Source organism: Paenibacillus sp. GL_099_B (assembly GCF_057835695.1).
In genome coordinates, this window is sequence record NZ_CM174430.1 from 1,125,199 (window position 1) to 1,143,082 (window position 17,884).

Here is a 17,884-nt window from a genome sequence, read left to right on the forward strand (position 1 = left end):
TGAGATTCCTTAACTGCCCTGACGAACCTTGATTACATTGGTCCTGTTACATCTGAACTTGTGATGTAATCAAAAAACCGAAACTACGCAGCCCCTTAGATCAGGCTGTGTGAGTTTCGGTTTTCTTCATTTTTCTTAGCTTGCTGCTGGCAAAGATACAGCGGATTTCGTTACTTGTACCGTAATCGTTTCAGTGCTTGTCACACCCGCTGCATTGATCAGCTCGGCGCGATACGTGTACGTTCCATTCGCGTGACCAGATACATCTGTCACAGCGCTTTGTGCATTAGGTGTTACTGCGTTCAGCGCTTTGGTATCGATCAGTTGACCATTCTCATAGAGACGGTATTCTGATGCGTTTGTTCCCCACCACAGATTCATCGTCACTTTGTAGTTGCCGTCCCCATCCCAATTGTCTTGGGAGAGAACTGCTTTGCCAGGGGCAGCATTCGCAACTTGCACCGTGAGTACTTCACTGCGAGTTGTACCCTTGGAGTTCGTCAGCTCAGCTACATAGGTGTAAGTACCGTTAGCTTTGCCATTAATCGTAGTTTGGGCCGATTGCGCTGCTGGTGTAGCGTCTGTCAGCTTTTGTGTGTCAATCAGCACGCCATCTTCATACAGCTTATAGCTTGTGCCATTGTCACCCCACCAGAGGTTCATAGTAACAGTATAAGATCCTTCAGACAGACCGTTGCTGTAACCATTGTTGGATGTAAGCGCCGGTTTACCTGGTGCCCCAACAGCTGGCGTAGAAGGTCCTTCTTCGCCGCCTTCTTCAACTTTTACGAAATCGTTCAAGCTTCTAGGCTTCAGTTGAAATACATCTTTGAAAATAGCGGCAACACCTGTCACGCTGATTTTATCGCCTGCTGCATAAGGGAAGGTCGTTTGCGTTACACCTGTGCGTGTATCCACACGTACATGCGTGCTTGTTCCGTCCGCTGCAACTGCATCGAATTCAAACGAACCTACCGGTGTTGCACTGATGATGTTCTGAACAGTTACTTCTTTCAATTGAACGAGTTGACCTAGGTTTGCAGCCGTTACCGCTGGAACCTCAATGGCAGCAGGGATGGAGGCTGTACCTGTTTTCTCGATCGCTACGATATCTGTAAGCTCAAATTCACTGTTGTACAGCGCCGTTGCTGCGGTTACTTTAACCACATCTCCAGCGTGGAAGCCGCCAGTACTTTGGAAAACATAAAGGCCGCCGGTTGTGTCTTGAAGATAGAAGGATTGTCCACCAAAAGCACCTGGCTCTGTAGTAACTACACCCTCAACCGTAACCGTTGAACCAGCTGCTTTGGTGCGTGCATCAGCAATGCTGATTGTTGCCGGGATTGGTCCTTCTTCTTCCGGAAGCTGCTCAGCCGGAACATTGCCGACTGTAACTGCAGTCGTGATCAGGTTGCTGCCGTTCAGACGCAGACGCAGGCTGGCAGCGCCCGTTGTACCTGATTTAATGCGGACATTCAGGTCCTTGATTGCGCGACCTTTGCTGTCGGAAGTTACGCTAAAGTTGGAGCTATAACCGTACGAAGTCGGCCATGTACCACCTTCATTCTGAATCATGGCGACCTGTGTTCCACCAGTCAGATAAATCCCTGCACTGTAACCGGAAACAGTTGTGTTAGCAGGCATGTTCTCTACAACCACACGGATCTGGAAATCCTCCGCATTTGGCAGGGTTTCCTGCTTCACGAAGCTGTAGGAAGCGTTCGCGCTTGAAGCTGGTCCACCATAAGAACCTGCTTTGAACGTGGAACGATCATACCACTTGTATCCTGCAGCTGGAGCGGCCCAAGGTTCAGCCTGTGGTTCTGTGGAAGCAGCAGGTTGTTCGAACGGAAGTAATGCTGTTGCATTATCCAGTTGAAGTCCGTTCACTTGAGTCAAGCTAGTGTAATTTTCTTGATTAGCAAGCCAGTTAACCGTATTGACCAGCAATTTGCCGTCATCAACTTCTTTGAAGCCGTCATACGTTGTTTTGCGAGCGCCAGTCTCTTCGCGCAGATACTTCGGTGAAGCATCTTCAACCGGAGAGGAATCCCCGATAAACGCTGCTTTACCTGCACCCAGCTTGGATACGGCTACGTAAGGACCTTCCTCAACTCCACCGCCATTGTATACGCCTTGGTCAACAGCGTTTGGCCAAGCTGCATTCGTTTTCGGCAGGTATACAATACCTTTAGCCTTTGTCGGATCGGTGATCGCAAGTGTAGAACCTGCGTGCATGGCTACAGCAGATACACCTTCCGTAATGCCAAATGCCTGTCCAGCAGGCACAATGTTAGTGGCGTTAATATCGCCTAATGCGTTGTAACGGAAGCGTACTCCGAAATTATCGGATAGCCAGTCCGTGCTGGTTACATTTTGCATAGCTTCAGAGTTACGCTCCTCTGAGCTCATGCCTTTGGCTGGATCATCGAATGCGCCACGACGATAGCCGTTGATCGCTTCAGAACCGTCCCAGCGGTTTTTGTTACGGTCAGCATTGTAGTGATCTCCAATGAAGAAGATGCTGCCGCCTTTTTCTACATACTCTTTCAAGGCAGCCTGTTCTGTCGTTTTGAAGGGAACATTGGGTTCAGCAATGACAAACACGTTATATTCTTTCAGATCGTCATAGGTAAAAGGAGTCGTCTTGCGCAGTTCCTTTACATCATATCCATCGTTCGCAAGTGCATTGCCGAAGTCAGAGAAGCCTCCGTCAATGACCCAGTCAGCTGCTCCGGCTGTCTGTGCATGAGTATTGTCGAACAATACTTTCTTGCCTGCATTTCCATTAACAACCTTTGCCTGAATGAACGGTGCAGGGTCTGTTGCCCATTCGGCTTGAACCGTTGCATCTCCGTTCCACAATCCGATCTGAAGCGGCAATGCCATGGACAATGCCAGGAGTGATTTTACCCATACTCCTCGCATACGTGTCAATTTACCCAACCAAATCCCTCCCAAATATTAGTTAAAACATGAGTTCGTCCATATTCTAACACACCAAAATCTCACATAGTCATAACAATTTGTAAAAACGAACTCGACTTTTGTAAAAATGAGTCCTTTGTCATGCTCCATAGAACAAATTTTGATACTTTCTAACATCAGATGTTGATTTCACGTCATTTCTGCTCAAGAAAAAAGCCATCTCTTATGAGATGACTTTGGCCCGAATCCGATTAACGGCATGGAATACCGAGGATTTGATCATGCCTTCACTGCGGTTGACGAGCTGGGCGGTTTCCTTGATGCTGTACCCGTGAATCACGCGTAATTCAAGAATTTTGCGATGCTCTGTATTGTTAATGATCGACACAAGGTCGTTAACACCTTCGGAAATCTCCAACTCGGATGTATCACAGTGATAGGTCTGCATCTCCAATTTACTGTCACGCTTCAGTGTACGGGTTCGCTTGCGGAATGTATCCATGGCAAGGTTACGGGCAATTCTTTTGAGATAGTAGAGAAGTCGTTCTTCCGGAATATCTGCCGATACATTCATCATTCGAATGAAGCACTCCTGCGTGAGATCCTCTGCATCTTGTTGATTTTTGACGATCTGAGATAGATACCGTGTCACTTCTGATTTATAGTTTACATAAGCATCATGAATGGTTGTATTGTTCACGTGATGTTTTCCCCTTTGGATACCGATCTGGCCTTTTCCGGTCTGGTTTGTTCTCTATGTTCCATAGTATATCGGGATGATGTTTCCAAAGACGCCAGACTTGTATCCGAGTTGTAACATTTTCCGCGAACCTCTGTTCAATCATGGAGCAGAGATACAAAATATAAGGCAGATGAAATTCATAGAGCAGGGAGATTAAGATTCATCATGAGACCGAAACAGATTTTGATTATTGAGGACGAAGAGTCCATTCGCGACATCCTGTCCTATTCTTTGCGCAAGGAAGGATTTGAGATGACAGAAGCGGCAACGGGCAGAGAGGGCCTGGATCTGCTCAGGGAGTCCAGACCAGACTTGATTCTGCTCGACCTGATGCTGCCTGATATGAGCGGGTTCGATGTATGCAGACAGCTTTCCGTGAATTCGAAGATTCCTGTGATTATGATTACGGCGAAGTCCGATATGCTGGACAAGGTGCTCGGCATGGAGCTGGGGGCGGACGATTATATTACCAAGCCATTCGACATTCGTGAGGTGGTTGTGCGCATTCGGGCCATTTTCCGCCGGATTGATCTAATTAGCGAGACGCTGGAGAATCAGTCCTATGAAGTGGTACGGCTTGGCAGACATATTGAGATCCGCAAGGATGAGCGTGAAGTCTGGAAAGATGGGGAACGAGCTGGACTGACCAATAAGGAGTATGATCTGCTGTTATATTTGGTCAACCATCACCGCAAGGTACATACAAGGTCTGAGTTGTTGGATAAAGTGTGGGGATTCGATTTTCCAGGAGATACCCGGACCGTAGACATTCATATTCAGCGCATCCGCAAGAAGCTGGATAGTGGGGAGCAGGGAATCTCACTTATCGAGACGGTCTTCGGCGTAGGGTACAAACTGAATATTCAGGTGCATACATGAAGTGGACGATCCAGTTCAAAATGGTCGTTCTTTTCTCGGTCATCGTATTTATCGGTTTTTCGGCCTTGCTCATTATTTCGAATAAAGTGGGTGAGGAGAACATGTACAGGGAAGTGCAGGAGGACATGGTGCAATCCAAAAAAAATCTGGATATCGCGCTCAATCAATACTTCCTGATTCATAATAAACGGATTAGTGAGGACTCCCTGGGAACAGGGAATCGGGACCTCGCAGAACAGATCGGATCCGCGGTAGGTGGCAAGGTCATGGTCTATCGGTCTGATGGAACCCCGTTTAGTACCGTGGGTGCGGAGGGGAAGCTGGGTGCCGCTCAAACCTCTGATCTACAGGCTGCAATGAAATCAAAGATCGCCTATACAACCGTGGTGGACAAAGGCAGAGTAACAGGGAATCTGTCCTTCCCAGTGCTGTCGGAGGGGAGCATCCTTGGCATTATCCAGCTGGAAAGGGATTATACGGATCTGTTCAAACGGCATCTGCGCTTTCAGAACACTATCAAGGGCTTTGCAGCCGTCATTTTTGTGTTTGTTTTCATTGGCTCTGTCTTTATTTCACGCCAGATTACGAAGCCGATTCGTGTGCTGACGAAACGTTCAGCCGAAGTTGCACAAGGCAGCCTGAATGCAGACATCCACATCTCAACGAAGGATGAGATTGGAGAGTTGGCTTCCAGCTTTACGGTCATGATTGCTCGGGTAAAGGAGCAGATTGATGTGATTGAGAGAGAACGGGATGAGGTCAAGCATTTACAGGCACGCAACAAGGTTTTTTTTGACAATGTGACCCACGAATTAAAGACACCACTGACCACGATACTGGGGTATGCCCAAATTTTGCGGGATAATGGATTTACGGATCAAGCGTTCTTCGATAAAGGGTTGAAATATATTATTAATGAGAGTCAACGCCTCAACGTCATGGTTGCGGATATCCTGGAAGTGACCGTATCGTCCACACCGATTCAAACCTATCGCTTTGAACGGGTAAATGTATCGAATATTATTCGGGAAGCCTGCGAAGACATGTCCATCAAGGCGGGCAAGTACAATATTGGCATTCGCTATGAGCTGGAAGAAATGCTGTATGTTCAGGGAGACTGGAATAAGCTCAAGGAAGTTTTTTTGAATGTACTGGATAACTCGGTCAAATACGGGAATGTGAATTCCATCATTCAGGTCCAATCGTTCCGGCTGGGGGATTCAGTAGCCATACTGATTCGTGATGAAGGAGAAGGCATTCCGGAGGAAGCGCTGAAGCATGTATTTGAACCATTTTACCGGGATAACGGGATGAACAGGACAGAGAAGGGAAGCGCGGGGCTAGGCTTGTCAATTGTGAAAAACACGGTGGAGCAGCATGGGGGAGCGGTGGAAATGAAGAGTATATTGAACAAGGGAACACAGGTGAATATCAGTCTGCCTGGAGAATCGGACGTATGAAGAAACGAGGATTTTGGAGCAGACATCGCGATATGCTTATGTTATCCGGTTTGCTGATTGTATTTGTCGGAGGTATCTTTGGCATTGGTAGTCTGTTCAGCATTGGACATGGGAAGCCCAGAACCGTCATTCTGCCGGATAAACAGTTCAACAGCCGCCTGGCACCACCGCCAAGCAGCACAATTCAGATTGAGTCGGCTACCAAGCTGCCCAATGACTTTGCCATTTATGATTTTGAGGTAGCTGATCCCAACACGGTGATATTGAATCGGCCGGATCGTTCCTATACCGGGATCAAGCTGTCACAGCTGCATATGGATGATAATCTATTGAAGGACATCGCCACGAATACAGAGTATGGCATTACCCTGAGTCCGGATCAGAGCAAGCTGATTTATTCCCAATACCGATCCACTCAGGCGCAGAAGACAACCTATGAATATGACTTGAAAACAGGAGAACATCACAAGCTGAAGAATGACAACTCCTATTCACGCGTCTTTGTAGGCAATGAATCCTACATCGGATATGATGATCTGGTGTTCAACATGGTGGAGCTGAATACGGGAAAGAAACGCGAATTATACAGTTATGATGAGTTAGTTGCCAAGGTCGCACAGACGAGCAACATATCAAGTCCGGATGATACCCTGATTATGCTGGATTCATATGAGATCAGCCGGGATCTATCACGGGTGTATGTGCTGGTCAAACTGAAAGAAAATTACGCCGTCTATAGCTTCTCTCTTAACGACAAAAATGATATCACTGCATACACACCTGCACAGGATATACAGCAGTTCAAGGTATTGAAGAATGGGGACATGCTGATTCAGGGTATGATCAACAACGAACAGGGATTGTACAGATATCGAGCGGATACTAAGAAGTTTGAGCTGCTGGTCAAAGGGCCCATCTGGAGCTTTGATCTGGATGAGGAGGAGTCCCGCATTGCCTATTTTTTGACACTCGAAGGACAGAAGAATGAGGTGCACATTGCCTATCTGAATGACCGCAAGCTGGGGTCCGATACAGTTATCTACCGGAATATCGATTACTTTATCAAGTTGAAATGGAATGACAGCAATCTCTTTGTTGTCGGGAGCTCTATGGAAAAAAGCGAGTTATACCGGTTTAGCTTCCGAGCTTGGTAAAACCGTAAATATGGAACGCTCAGACACTAGGGCCCTATGGAATGAAGTCGCTATGTTAAGGACTGAACCCATAGGGCCTTTTTGTGATTCGAACATGTTGCATAAATCCAAAGAGCGCCATTCGATCCAATGGTGTAAAAGGCTGATTTTACAAATTGGATACAAGTCCAGATTGGACCGATACATCTGATGGCTATAATTACCTCTATTACATCGATGAGAGAGGAAGCCGGATTCATGCTGCGAGTTGAACAGGTGTCACACACATTCCGCAATGCACAAGGGACTGTTCCCGTATTGCAGGATATTAACATATCCGTGGGCAAGGGAGAGATGGTTGCACTGCTGGGAAGCTCCGGTTCAGGCAAGTCGACGTTATTGCATCTGATGGCAGGTCTGATGAAGCCGGACACAGGCAAGATCCTCATTGCAGATCAGGATATTGTACGTATGAGTGAGAACCGACTGGCGGAATTCCGCCGGACACATATTGGCTTTATTTTTCAAGCGTATGAGCTGCTGGCGAACCTGACGATTCGGGAAAATGTGGAGCTGCCGCTCGTATTTCAGGGCATTCGCCCATCACGGCGTAAGCAAAAGGCGATGCACCTGCTGGAACAGGTAGGCCTTGTCGGCAAGTCCGAATTATTCCCTTCCCAGCTATCAGGAGGGCAGCAGCAGCGCGTCAGCATTGCGCGTTCACTGATTACGGAGCCATCCGTCATATTCGCGGACGAGCCTACCGGGAACCTGGATACCCGAACGGAGGAAGAGATTATTTCCATTTTGCAACAGCTGAATCGGGAGATGCATACAACATTCGTTATTGTCACACATGAGGCTGAAGTGGCGGAGCAGATGCAGGTTGTCATTACATTGCAGGACGGATGCTTGGTGGAGAGTGGCCAGTCCAAGGCAGTAGAGCAAGGAGAGCGGTTGTGAGAGTTCTGGATGTGTTGCGAATGTCATGGGGACAGATTGTACGCCGGAAGGTGGTAACTCTACTGTGCATGATTGGCCTGTCTATCGGCTGTGCGGCCATGATTATCGCATTGAGCGTGGGGCAGTCGGTACAGGTCTATGGTGAGAAAACGTTAAACGAGAATTACAAAATGGATGAGATTACGGTATCTCCCAATGAGGGAATCGGTTCGGGCGGAAGTAATGGGCAGACGTCCACTTTTGAACGCGGAGCGCTAACAGCTCGAAAAATCGATATTATTGCCAGCCTTCCGCATGTCGTCGCCGTTGCTCCGATGCTAAAGCTGGATATGCTGGAGATGGCTACATTGGATGGCAAAAGCTCCAATGTGGAAGTCATCGGTACAGAGCTTGGGTCATTGAACCGTTTTGGCTACCGTTTTGACAAAGGCGGGGCATCTGGGATCAGTGGAGCCGCTATTGTGAATTACGGTGCAACCTTTGGACTTGTGGACGCCGAGGTGATTCGTGAACTGAACGACAAACTCATGGAGGATTCGTTTAATGACGAGTTTCTACAGCATTACATGGCGCTGATGTCTACCCAAACCGAGTTGTTTCAGGCACAGTTTAACCTGAAATATCAGGACATGAATGATTCGTCCAAAACCAAAACAAGCTCCCCTTTGCGAGTGACGGGTGTATTGAAGGTGCCTGGCGGCATGAGTGAGAACAATGCCATGTATGACAAAAAGGTCTATGTTTCCCTCGAAACCGCCCGGATGCTCGCCGAACAGTTCCAGAGCAGTCAGGCACAGGCCGCGGCAGCAGGACGGATGAACTCGGCGCTCGTGAAGGTAGAGGACAAGAAGTATGTGGCACAGGTGCAGGAGCAGATTCAGAAGCTGACGCTGATGACAGACAGCAATCTGTATCAGGAGCAGGCGATGAAGGAACAGCTCGGCATGTACCAGAAGGCCGCTATGGGTATAGGGATATTCGTTATGCTGCTGGCTTCGCTGTCCATTATTGTTGCGATGATCATGTCCACGCATCAGCGCCGCAAACAGATTGGCGTCATGAAGGTGCTGGGAGCTAATCTGTGGCAGATCAGACAGATGTTCATTACAGAAGCTGCTGTACTTGGGGTGTTGGGCGGCATTGTTGGTGTCTTCATCGCTTACGGAGCCATTAAGGGGGTAAATGGACTACTCCAAGGGCAAATCTCGATGGAGGCAAGCACACCTCTCCAAGTGGTTATTCAGACATCGGCCCTGCCTGCTGGTATAGCGTTTGCGGTGTTGACCGGAGTACTCTCGGGAATCTATCCCGCGATTAGCGCCTCACGTACAAATGCGTTACAGGTAATTAAATCGGCATAAATGAAAGCAGAGATACAGGGGAAGCACAGTTTAGGGATTTAACAGACAGAATCAATAGACAGATTCAACGAAGGGACATACGGCAATGAAGAACTCGGCAATAAGCAAATGGATAAAGAGAATCATCATGATCGGACTGCTCGCGGGCGCTGGATATTTTCTGTACCAGCAATATAAACCGGTACCCGAAGCGCCCATCGAGGCCCCGCAGCCCATTACATTTGAAGTCACACAGGAGACGATTACGCAGGAGATTCTGGTCAAAGGCAAATCGGCTTATGCCAAACAGACGGATGTGTACGCTCCATTTGCCTCGAAAATAAAGCAGTGGAATGTGGAGAATGGGGAGCCCATTCACAAGGGAGCCGTCATGTTCTCGCTTGATTCGAAAGCATTGCAGACGGAAGTGCAGCAGTTGGAGACCGATATTGAGAAATCGAGGCTGGAAGCTCAATTGAATGAGATTGGTCTTACTCAAGGAGAGGGTCCCGAGCAATTGGGGGTTACCGAAGAAGAACGGAAGAAAGCCTTCGCCGAGCGGGAAACAAAACGACTGACCAACGAAATGAACAAGGAGTCCATCGCTGTAAAGGAGCAGGAGGTTCAGGCCAAGAAAGCAGTCATTGGTTTATCTACCGTGTACGCTCCGGTATCTGGCGTATTTCTGTTGAACGACACGGAGACTAAGACACGTATGGTGGGTGAAGGTCAGTATGTGGGTACCATTGTGGACACGGGCAAACTACAATTTGTGGCGACCATTAGCGAGCAGGAACTATTCAAAATCCAAACAGGTATGCCTGTAAGTGTACATATGACGGGCAATAAGGAGGTTCCGTTAACCGGAAAGGTCAGTAAAATCTCCAAGTTTGCCAAAAAGGGAACGGAAACAGATCTGAAGCAGCCTTCCCAATTCGATATTATCATTGATCTGAAGCCAAACGCCAAGCTGATCGGTGGATTAAGTCTGGAGGGCAAGATTGAAACGATGCGCAAGGAGAAAGCGACGGTCGTTCCCACGCTGGCGGTCATGCGGGATCAGGATATGGCATATGTGATGCTGGATCAGGGCAACGGGCAATATGCACAGCAGACTATTCAAACTGGCATAGAGACAGATGACAAGACTGAAGTATTGAACGGCTTGAAACCGGGAGATGTTGTGGTGTTACCGTAAAAAGAAAGTATGAGAATATGCCATGTGAAATAGCTCATTACGGGGGATAAGCCCGTGATGAGCCTTTCTTATGGCTTGGGGAGGAACATCTCAGAATTCCTGCCTGATTTATGGAATTAAATATAATAAATTTTAATAAATTCAATTTACAGTAATATTTTCATGGGTTATAATCGATTCATAAGGAGGTGGACACGCGATGTGAGGTTTGTATCGAGGGTAAGCCTTTTTTAAAACCCCTAAAAGTAAGCGCTTACTTTATTCAAGTCTGAGCAATGCCTTGAAAGCCGTTCACCAAAGATCACCCGCACACACCTACAGATGTTATCCCCTTGCTTTGTCACTTAACCCCAGTGTAAGACACCATTTCTGTTTCTTGTTTCACACCTTATTGTTGTTGACCTAGCTTGTCCCAATTGAACTACATTCATGGAGGTGATGTTCCTAAAGCTCATCCATACGTTCTCTACTGTGCATAGCATCTTGCCGACACAGAGGATCAGACATGAGTATATACCCAATCCAATTACAGGAAAGGTGGAACCGTAATGACTAAATCGAAAACCTTATCGAGAGGCGGAAAGGTACTTCACAGAAGTGTAAAACAAATGCTGGCAGCAACACTGCTCGCGGCGGGAATCTTCCCGGGCATGGCTCCAGGAGTGAGTCAGGCGGCTGAAGCGCATGTGGATAATCCCTTTGTCGGAGCTACGGCGTATTTAAACCAGGATTATTCCGCTCTCGTGGATACGTCCATCGCTCTCACCAGTGATGCGTCGTTAAAAGCTAAAATGGAAACGGTCAAATCCTATCCAACGGCAGTCTGGATCGACCGTATTGCCGCCATTAATGGTGGAGCAGACAATGCTGGACGCAAAAGTGTGGAGCAGCATCTGGATGCCGCCTTGGCACAAAAGAAAGCAGGAACTCCGATTACCGCTTCATTCGTTATCTACAACTTGCCTGGACGGGATTGTCATGCACTTGCGTCCAATGGCGAACTTCCACTAACACAGGCTGCCCTGCAGACGTATGAAAATGATTATATCAATGTAATCGCCGATATTTTTGCTGAGCCCAAGTATCAGGACATTCGCATCATCGCTATCATTGAGCCGGACAGTCTTCCCAATCTGGTAACTAATCTCAGTACACCAGCTTGTGCCCAGGCGAGTTCAACAGGCATCTATGAAGCTGGCGTGAAATACGCCTTGGAAAAGCTGCATGCCATTCCGAATGTGTACAACTACCTGGATATTGGTCACTCCGGCTGGCTTGGTTGGGATAACAACCGTACAGGTGCAATCTCGCTGTATACTAACGTTGTCCAAGGAACAGCAGCAGGTTTGAACAGCGCCGATGGCTTCATTACGAACACAGCGAACAGCACACCGCTGAATGAGCCGAATCTGCCTAATCCGGATCTGAACATCGGCGGACAACCGATCAAGTCTTCCAAGTTTTATGAGTGGAATCCTTACTTTGACGAAACCGATTTCACTGCGGCACTGTATAGCGGATTTGTACAAGCTGGCTGGCCGGCCAGCACAGGCTTCCTTATTGATACCAGCCGCAATGGATGGGGCGGGGTGAACCGTCCAACATCTGCCACAGGCAGTGATATTAACACGTACGTGAACTCCGGGCGTGTGGATAAGCGGGATCACCGGGGGAACTGGTGTAACAATAGCGGATCAGGAATAGGTGAAGCACCTAAAGCAGCACCAGGACCAGCCCATCTGGATGCCTATGTATGGGTCAAACCTCCAGGGGAGTCTGATGGCTCAAGCTCGGAGATTCCGAACAACGAAGGTAAAGGCTTCGACCGGATGTGTGATCCAACCTTCACAACTCGTGATGGTGTATTGACGGGTGCGCTGCCTAACGCACCAGTGTCAGGTCACTGGTTCCATGACCAATTCGTCATGCTGGTGCAAAACTCATTCCCTGTTCTTCCAGCCAGCAATGGTGGAGGGGGTGAAACGACAGCTCCAGCAGCTCCGGCAACACTATCTGCGACAGCAGGCAACGCACAGGTTTCTCTGAGCTGGACAGCCTCCACAGGTGCGACCAGTTATAACGTGAAGCGGGCTTTGAGTGCGTCGGGTCCATTCACTACGGTTGCTGCGGGCGTGACCAGCACATCGTATGCCAACACAGGTCTGATCAATGGTACGACCTACTATTATGTGGTTAGTGCCGTGAATGCTGCTGGTGAGAGTGCGAATTCGGCAGTGAAAAGTGCGGTACCAGTAGCAGGTGTGACCGCTCCTGCCGCACCAACAGCGCTGACAGCTACGGCAGGCAATGCTCAAATCAGCTTGTCCTGGGCGGCTTCGGCAGGAGCGACAGGTTATAATGTGAAACGGGCATTGAGTGCATCGGGTCCATTCACTACGGTTGCTGCGGGCGTGAGCGGCACATCCTACACAAATACGGGCCTGACCAATGGAACGACCTATCATTTTGTGGTTAGTGCCGTGAACGCTGCCGGGGAAAGTGTCAATTCTGCCGCAGCTTCTGCAACACCACAAAGTGTAGTTGTTCCGACCAGTGATCTGGTTCTGCAATATCGTGCGGGAGATACCAACGCGGCAGATAACCAAATCAAACCGTATTTCAATATTAAAAACGTAGGTAACACGGCTGTAAACCTGAGTGATCTGAAAATCCGTTATTACTTTTCCAAAGAAGGTACCGCAGCGATGGACTCTGCAATTGACTGGGCTCAGGTCGGTGGTGCCAACATCCAGCGCACGTTCACCGATTCCTATGTGGAGCTGAGCTTCACTTCTGAAGCAGGCGCGATCCAGGCAGGTGGACAGTCGGGGGATATCCAGCTCCGCATGTACAAAATGGACTGGAGTAACTTTGATGAAACCAATGATTATTCCTACGATCCTACCAAAACATCCTATCAGGACTGGAACAAGGTGACCCTCTACAAAGGCGGTACCCTGGTCTGGGGCATTGAGCCTTAAAAGGAGCGAATACGAAAAAGGGGCGTTTCCAAGTCATGTTCATGACTAGGGAACGCCCTTTTTTTCAATTTTAACGAACTGAGTGCGTCTTATTTCGTGTAATGGAGCTGGTGCAGTGTTTTAACGAATCGTATACACGTTATTACCAGGTTTTCGCCGGTTTTTACCAGATAACGTTACTGGAATTCGTTAGACTCTCTATAGCCCGCTAATCTTCGAAATAAGGTGTGCTCGTTTCGTTAGAGTCCTGAACAACACTGAATATTGATCGTTTTGGACGGATATTTGCCTATGTCGGAGCAGGTAGGATGTCTATAATAATACCCGATGGGCTGGATGAAGCTGCTCTGATGGAGATGGAATGGAAGGGGGACGGAGTCGAAGAAGTCTGTTCACAAGGGCTATTCTTTTATAATTTTGTAAGCGTATTCAGTAAAATTTGAAGGATATGAACTTCTGTATGGATTGACGGATGTCGCAACGATCCAAGCACAGCCATAAGCATCACCCATTCTGTCTCAAGGAGAGTGAAGGTCGATGAAATCCAAAATAACAGCGCCGATACATAAAGGATCGGTTTCAGGTATGCACTCCAATCGCAGGAAGGTGCGTATGCCACTTGCAGCCAAAATGCTATCTTCGGCACTAAGCGTTGCTTTGCTCGTTGCGGGAACAGCGGGTGCGAGCGGAGCAGCAGCTTCCAGTGAGAACAGCGCGGCTGAGGCCAGCGTGCAGTCACATAAGGGAGGTAGTTCTTTGAAAGACATTCAGCTTGAGTATCTTGATCGCGGTCTGGTTGCGGCGTCTACTTCCGAGGGTGTTTTTCTCAGTTGGAGATTGCTTGGTGACGAGGCTACAGGGTATAGCGATAAAGGTCTGACAGGCACGGATTTCAACGTATATCGTGATGGCAGGAAGATTGCTACGGTCACCGACAGCACCAACTATGTTGATGCCTCAGGCAAATCGTCGTCCCGTTATGAAGTGGCAGCGGTAAGCAAGAAGGGAAAGGAGAGTAAACGCAGTGCATCCGTCAAACCTTGGACGAACGGCTACGTCGATATTCCTTTGCAAAAACCGGCCGATGGTGTGACTCCAGTGGGAGAAGCCTACTCGTATTCTGCGAATGACATGAGTGTGGGCGATGTGGACGGGGACGGTCAGTATGAGTTTTTTGTAAAATGGGACCCTTCTAACTCCAAGGATGTCTCGCAAAAAGGCTACACCGGTAAAACTTACGTGGATTGTTACACGTTGGACGGACAATTGTTGTACCGGATCGATCTCGGGGTCAACATCCGTTCGGGTGCTCATTATACACAGATGCTCGTTTATGATTTTGACGGGGATGGCAAGGCCGAGATGATGTTTAAGACCGCACCGGGAACCAAGATTATCAAATATAACAAAAAAGGAAAGGTCACTTCCGAGAAATACATCACCCTTCCGAAGCAGGATCGCAAGGCAGGATACTCCAACGAAGATGATTACCGTTTAAGTGCAGATGGTTACTATGATCATGTCGTGGATATGTTCAAAAACTGGCATAAACATGAAGAGGTCGTGAAGGGCAACTGGCCTGCTACGTTGGAGGAAGCTTTTGGGATTGAGAAAAAGTATAGTTATCCATTGTCTCAGAAGGATGCTGAGAGCTTGGCCGATTACTTCATCGATGTGTATGCACCAAGCCGCAGTGACAAGAATGAGCTGCGCAAGTTCGAAGGTTTTATCGTGGATGGACCTGAGTATGTAACGGTGTTCGAAGGAGAGTCAGGCAAAGAGCTGGAGACCATTCCTTATGAGCCGGGACGGCAGGATGATGGGTTGATGTGGGGCGATTACGCAATGGCGCGTATTGAACCAGCGAACCGGGTAGATCGTTTCCTGGCAGGCGTGGCATATCTGGACGGGAAGAAACCGTCTGCAATCTTTGCACGAGGGTACTACACACGTTCGACCATGGTCGCCTACAACTGGGATGGCAAAAAGCTCAAGCGTGAATGGAAAGTGGACAGTGGCTGGACGCCAATGAAGAACCCGTTCAATGACGGTCCGCATGGAGTGGACGGTACAGATCCGGTGTATGGCTCAATTACAACGCAAGGCGCACATTATTTCAGTGTCGCTGATGTGGATGGAGACGGTAAACAGGAGATTGTGTACGGCTCGGCCACGATTGATCATGATGGCAGTGTGCTGTACAGCTCCACGGACTTGATGCCTGCGGAGAGTGCGGCTCCGGGAACGATTGCACGTCTGGGCCATGGGGATGCGCTTCATGTAGCGGATATCGATCCGGATCGTCCAGGACTGGAGATCTTCATGGTGCATGAGGGTGGTCCTTGGGCGCCATACGGATATTCCCTGCGGGATGCGAAGACTGGGGAAGTGATCTATGGCGGGTACACGGGCAAAGATACCGGACGTGGCATGATCGGTGATGTGGACCCGACTCGCCGCGGATTGGAGACATGGGCTGTGGGACTGTGGACGGCCAGCGGTGAGAAAATAAGCGATAAAGCCCCGGGCACGAATATGAGTATACGATGGGCCGCCGATATGACAACTCAGATCGTGGACGGTGCCATTGATGTCACGCCTACGATCAAGGATTGGAATCGGGGCACGCTGCTGACCGCAACCGGAACGTTGACCAACAATTATACTAAAGGTACGCCATCTCTCGTAGCAGATATCTTTGGGGATTGGCGGGAAGAGATGCTGGTGAGAACTGAGAACAGTTCAGCGATCCGCATCTACCTGAGCACTGAGAAGACTGACCGTAAACTGTACACGCTGATGCACGATGCGATGTATCGTGTCGGCATTGCTGGACAGAACAGTGGATACAATCAGCCGTCCTACCCATCCTTCTACATGGCATCGGATATCGATTGGTCGAAGGTTACGCTACCGAAGTTCCACACGCCCAAGTCGGGTAAAGGTGAAAAGTGAGAAGTAATAGGTGATAGGTTTTCAAAAGTATTATTTCTTTATAAAAAGTGTTTACTATTGTATTAAAGTGAAGCTCTGGAGTAACCTCAGTGCGTTTAGCGTACGGGAGGTTACCCGGAGTTTTTTTGATATGGAATGATTTTCATTTACATGGTGAAATACATCCCAGAGACTTGCTACAATGGAGAAAAGTGAGGATCGTTGCAGCAACGGAGGTGCAGGCATTGGAAGCAAAACATTGGACAGGCAGTCTGTTTCAGGAGAAACTGCGCATGGAGGATTATGGACCACGTTTCTACGCGTATTATTACAAGCAATGGGACAACTACCAGATGTCCTATCACGATCATGATTCCACGGAAATCATGTATATTATTTCGGGAATGTGCCGGGTCGATGTACAGATGCCGGATGGCAGTTCGGAACAGGCAGTATTGAAAAAAGGGCAGTTCATTCTGCTAGACGCAGGGGTTCCACACCGTCTGCTGGTGGAGGATGGCGTCCCGTGCCGCATGCTCAATGTGGAATTTGGAGTTGCCAGATCGGAGGCAGGCCAGCCTTCCATTCGCCAGCTCGCACTGGAAGAGGAAGAAGTCCATGCTTTTCTAACACAAGCCTCTCCTTATCTGGTACTGCCTGACCCGGAAGAGGTGTACCACATTATGAAAAGCCTTGTGCTGGAGCTGGATCAGCGCGGATTGATGGAGCAGGGACGATCTTCTGCACCCATGCGGATCATCCCGCCGGAGGAACGCTCGCATCATCGCGAATCCCGTGATCTGAAGTCGCCTGAGCAAGGTACGCTGGTACGCACGTTGTTTATCCAACTGCTGGTGCGGGTCGCACGACTTCGCGGGGAAATTAACCGAAGTGCGCTGGATCAGACGGAGCTGTACGTAAAACGTACGATTGAATTCATGCATCACAATATGGATCGCAATATTCAAATGAAGGATATCGCGGCAGCGGTGAATCTGCATCCAGGCTATTTGCACCGTATTTTTCGCCAGCACACGCAGCGCACGCCTACCGATTATCTCACGATGCTCCGAATGGAAAAGGCGAAGATGCTGCTGCAGCAGACAGATATTCCAATCTCCGAAATTTCCGATTACGTGGGCGTGGGGAGCAGACAGTATTTTCATATGTTATTCAAGAAATATACAGGCCGAACTCCGGTTGAATTCCGTTCTTCGATGGAACGACATGTCAGTCATTATCCCGCTGAAGAATAAATCGTGCAGTTTATCTGGAAAGTACGGCACGGTTGATGCAAAAGTGAGGATTTTTGACAACCTCGCTTCG

The 17,884-nt window shown here is 48.6% G+C and carries 12 protein-coding genes; 10 read left to right on the plus strand and 2 right to left on the minus strand.

Annotation, left to right across the window (positions count from 1 at the left end):
- Positions 1-135: 135 nt before the first annotated feature.
- Both AC3ITG_RS05170 and AC3ITG_RS05175 read right to left on the minus strand, forming a co-directional pair.
- Positions 136-2,946: a chitinase N-terminal domain-containing protein gene (locus AC3ITG_RS05170; protein WP_489253030.1), complete on the minus strand. Its 2,811-nt coding sequence runs from the start codon at positions 2,944-2,946 to the stop codon at positions 136-138.
- 205 nt (positions 2,947-3,151) lie between these two features.
- Positions 3,152-3,628, minus strand: a complete 477-nt coding sequence (locus AC3ITG_RS05175; protein ID WP_489253031.1) for an RNA polymerase sigma factor — start codon at positions 3,626-3,628, stop codon at positions 3,152-3,154.
- Positions 3,629-3,835: 207 nt separating this feature from the next.
- On the opposite strand from AC3ITG_RS05175, the gene AC3ITG_RS05180 reads away from it, so the two are divergent.
- The 10 genes from AC3ITG_RS05180 to AC3ITG_RS05225 all read left to right on the plus strand — a co-directional run bounded on the left by AC3ITG_RS05180 (position 3,836) and on the right by AC3ITG_RS05225 (position 17,814).
- On the plus strand, positions 3,836-4,549 hold the full coding sequence (locus tag AC3ITG_RS05180) for a response regulator transcription factor (RefSeq protein ID WP_024628875.1): 714 nt from the start codon (positions 3,836-3,838) through the stop codon (positions 4,547-4,549).
- Positions 4,546-6,009, plus strand: coding sequence for a sensor histidine kinase (locus tag AC3ITG_RS05185; protein WP_489253032.1), 1,464 nt, complete (start codon positions 4,546-4,548; stop codon positions 6,007-6,009). The genes AC3ITG_RS05180 and AC3ITG_RS05185 overlap by 4 nt, the downstream gene beginning before the upstream one ends.
- Complete coding sequence (locus AC3ITG_RS05190; RefSeq protein WP_489253033.1) at positions 6,006-7,163, plus strand: hypothetical protein; 1,158 nt, start codon at positions 6,006-6,008, stop codon at positions 7,161-7,163. Before AC3ITG_RS05185 ends, AC3ITG_RS05190 begins: the two co-directional genes overlap by 4 nt.
- A 237-nt stretch (positions 7,164-7,400) precedes the next feature.
- Complete coding sequence (locus tag AC3ITG_RS05195) at positions 7,401-8,105, plus strand: ABC transporter ATP-binding protein (RefSeq protein ID WP_413375676.1); 705 nt, start codon at positions 7,401-7,403, stop codon at positions 8,103-8,105.
- Complete coding sequence (locus AC3ITG_RS05200) at positions 8,102-9,466, plus strand: ABC transporter permease (protein ID WP_489253034.1); 1,365 nt, start codon at positions 8,102-8,104, stop codon at positions 9,464-9,466. Before AC3ITG_RS05195 ends, AC3ITG_RS05200 begins: the two co-directional genes overlap by 4 nt.
- A gap of 85 nt (positions 9,467-9,551) precedes the next feature.
- Positions 9,552-10,643 carry an efflux RND transporter periplasmic adaptor subunit gene (locus AC3ITG_RS05205; protein WP_489253035.1) on the plus strand — a complete coding sequence of 364 codons (1,092 nt, stop codon included), beginning with the start codon at positions 9,552-9,554 and terminating at the stop codon, positions 10,641-10,643.
- 548 nt (positions 10,644-11,191) lie between these two features.
- The gene (locus AC3ITG_RS05210) at positions 11,192-13,624 is read left to right on the plus strand and encodes a glycoside hydrolase family 6 protein (protein WP_489253036.1); all 2,433 of its coding nucleotides are present in this window, start codon (positions 11,192-11,194) and stop codon (positions 13,622-13,624) included.
- A 308-nt stretch (positions 13,625-13,932) separates the two neighbouring features.
- Positions 13,933-14,067 carry a hypothetical protein gene (locus AC3ITG_RS05215; RefSeq protein ID WP_413375683.1) on the plus strand — a complete coding sequence of 45 codons (135 nt, stop codon included), beginning with the start codon at positions 13,933-13,935 and terminating at the stop codon, positions 14,065-14,067.
- 169 nt (positions 14,068-14,236) lie between these two features.
- On the plus strand, positions 14,237-16,579 hold the full coding sequence (locus tag AC3ITG_RS05220) for a rhamnogalacturonan lyase (RefSeq protein WP_489254413.1): 2,343 nt from the start codon (positions 14,237-14,239) through the stop codon (positions 16,577-16,579).
- A gap of 272 nt (positions 16,580-16,851) precedes the next feature.
- Positions 16,852-17,814, plus strand: a complete 963-nt coding sequence (locus AC3ITG_RS05225) for an AraC family transcriptional regulator (RefSeq protein WP_413028066.1) — start codon at positions 16,852-16,854, stop codon at positions 17,812-17,814.
- Positions 17,815-17,884 lie beyond the last annotated feature (70 nt).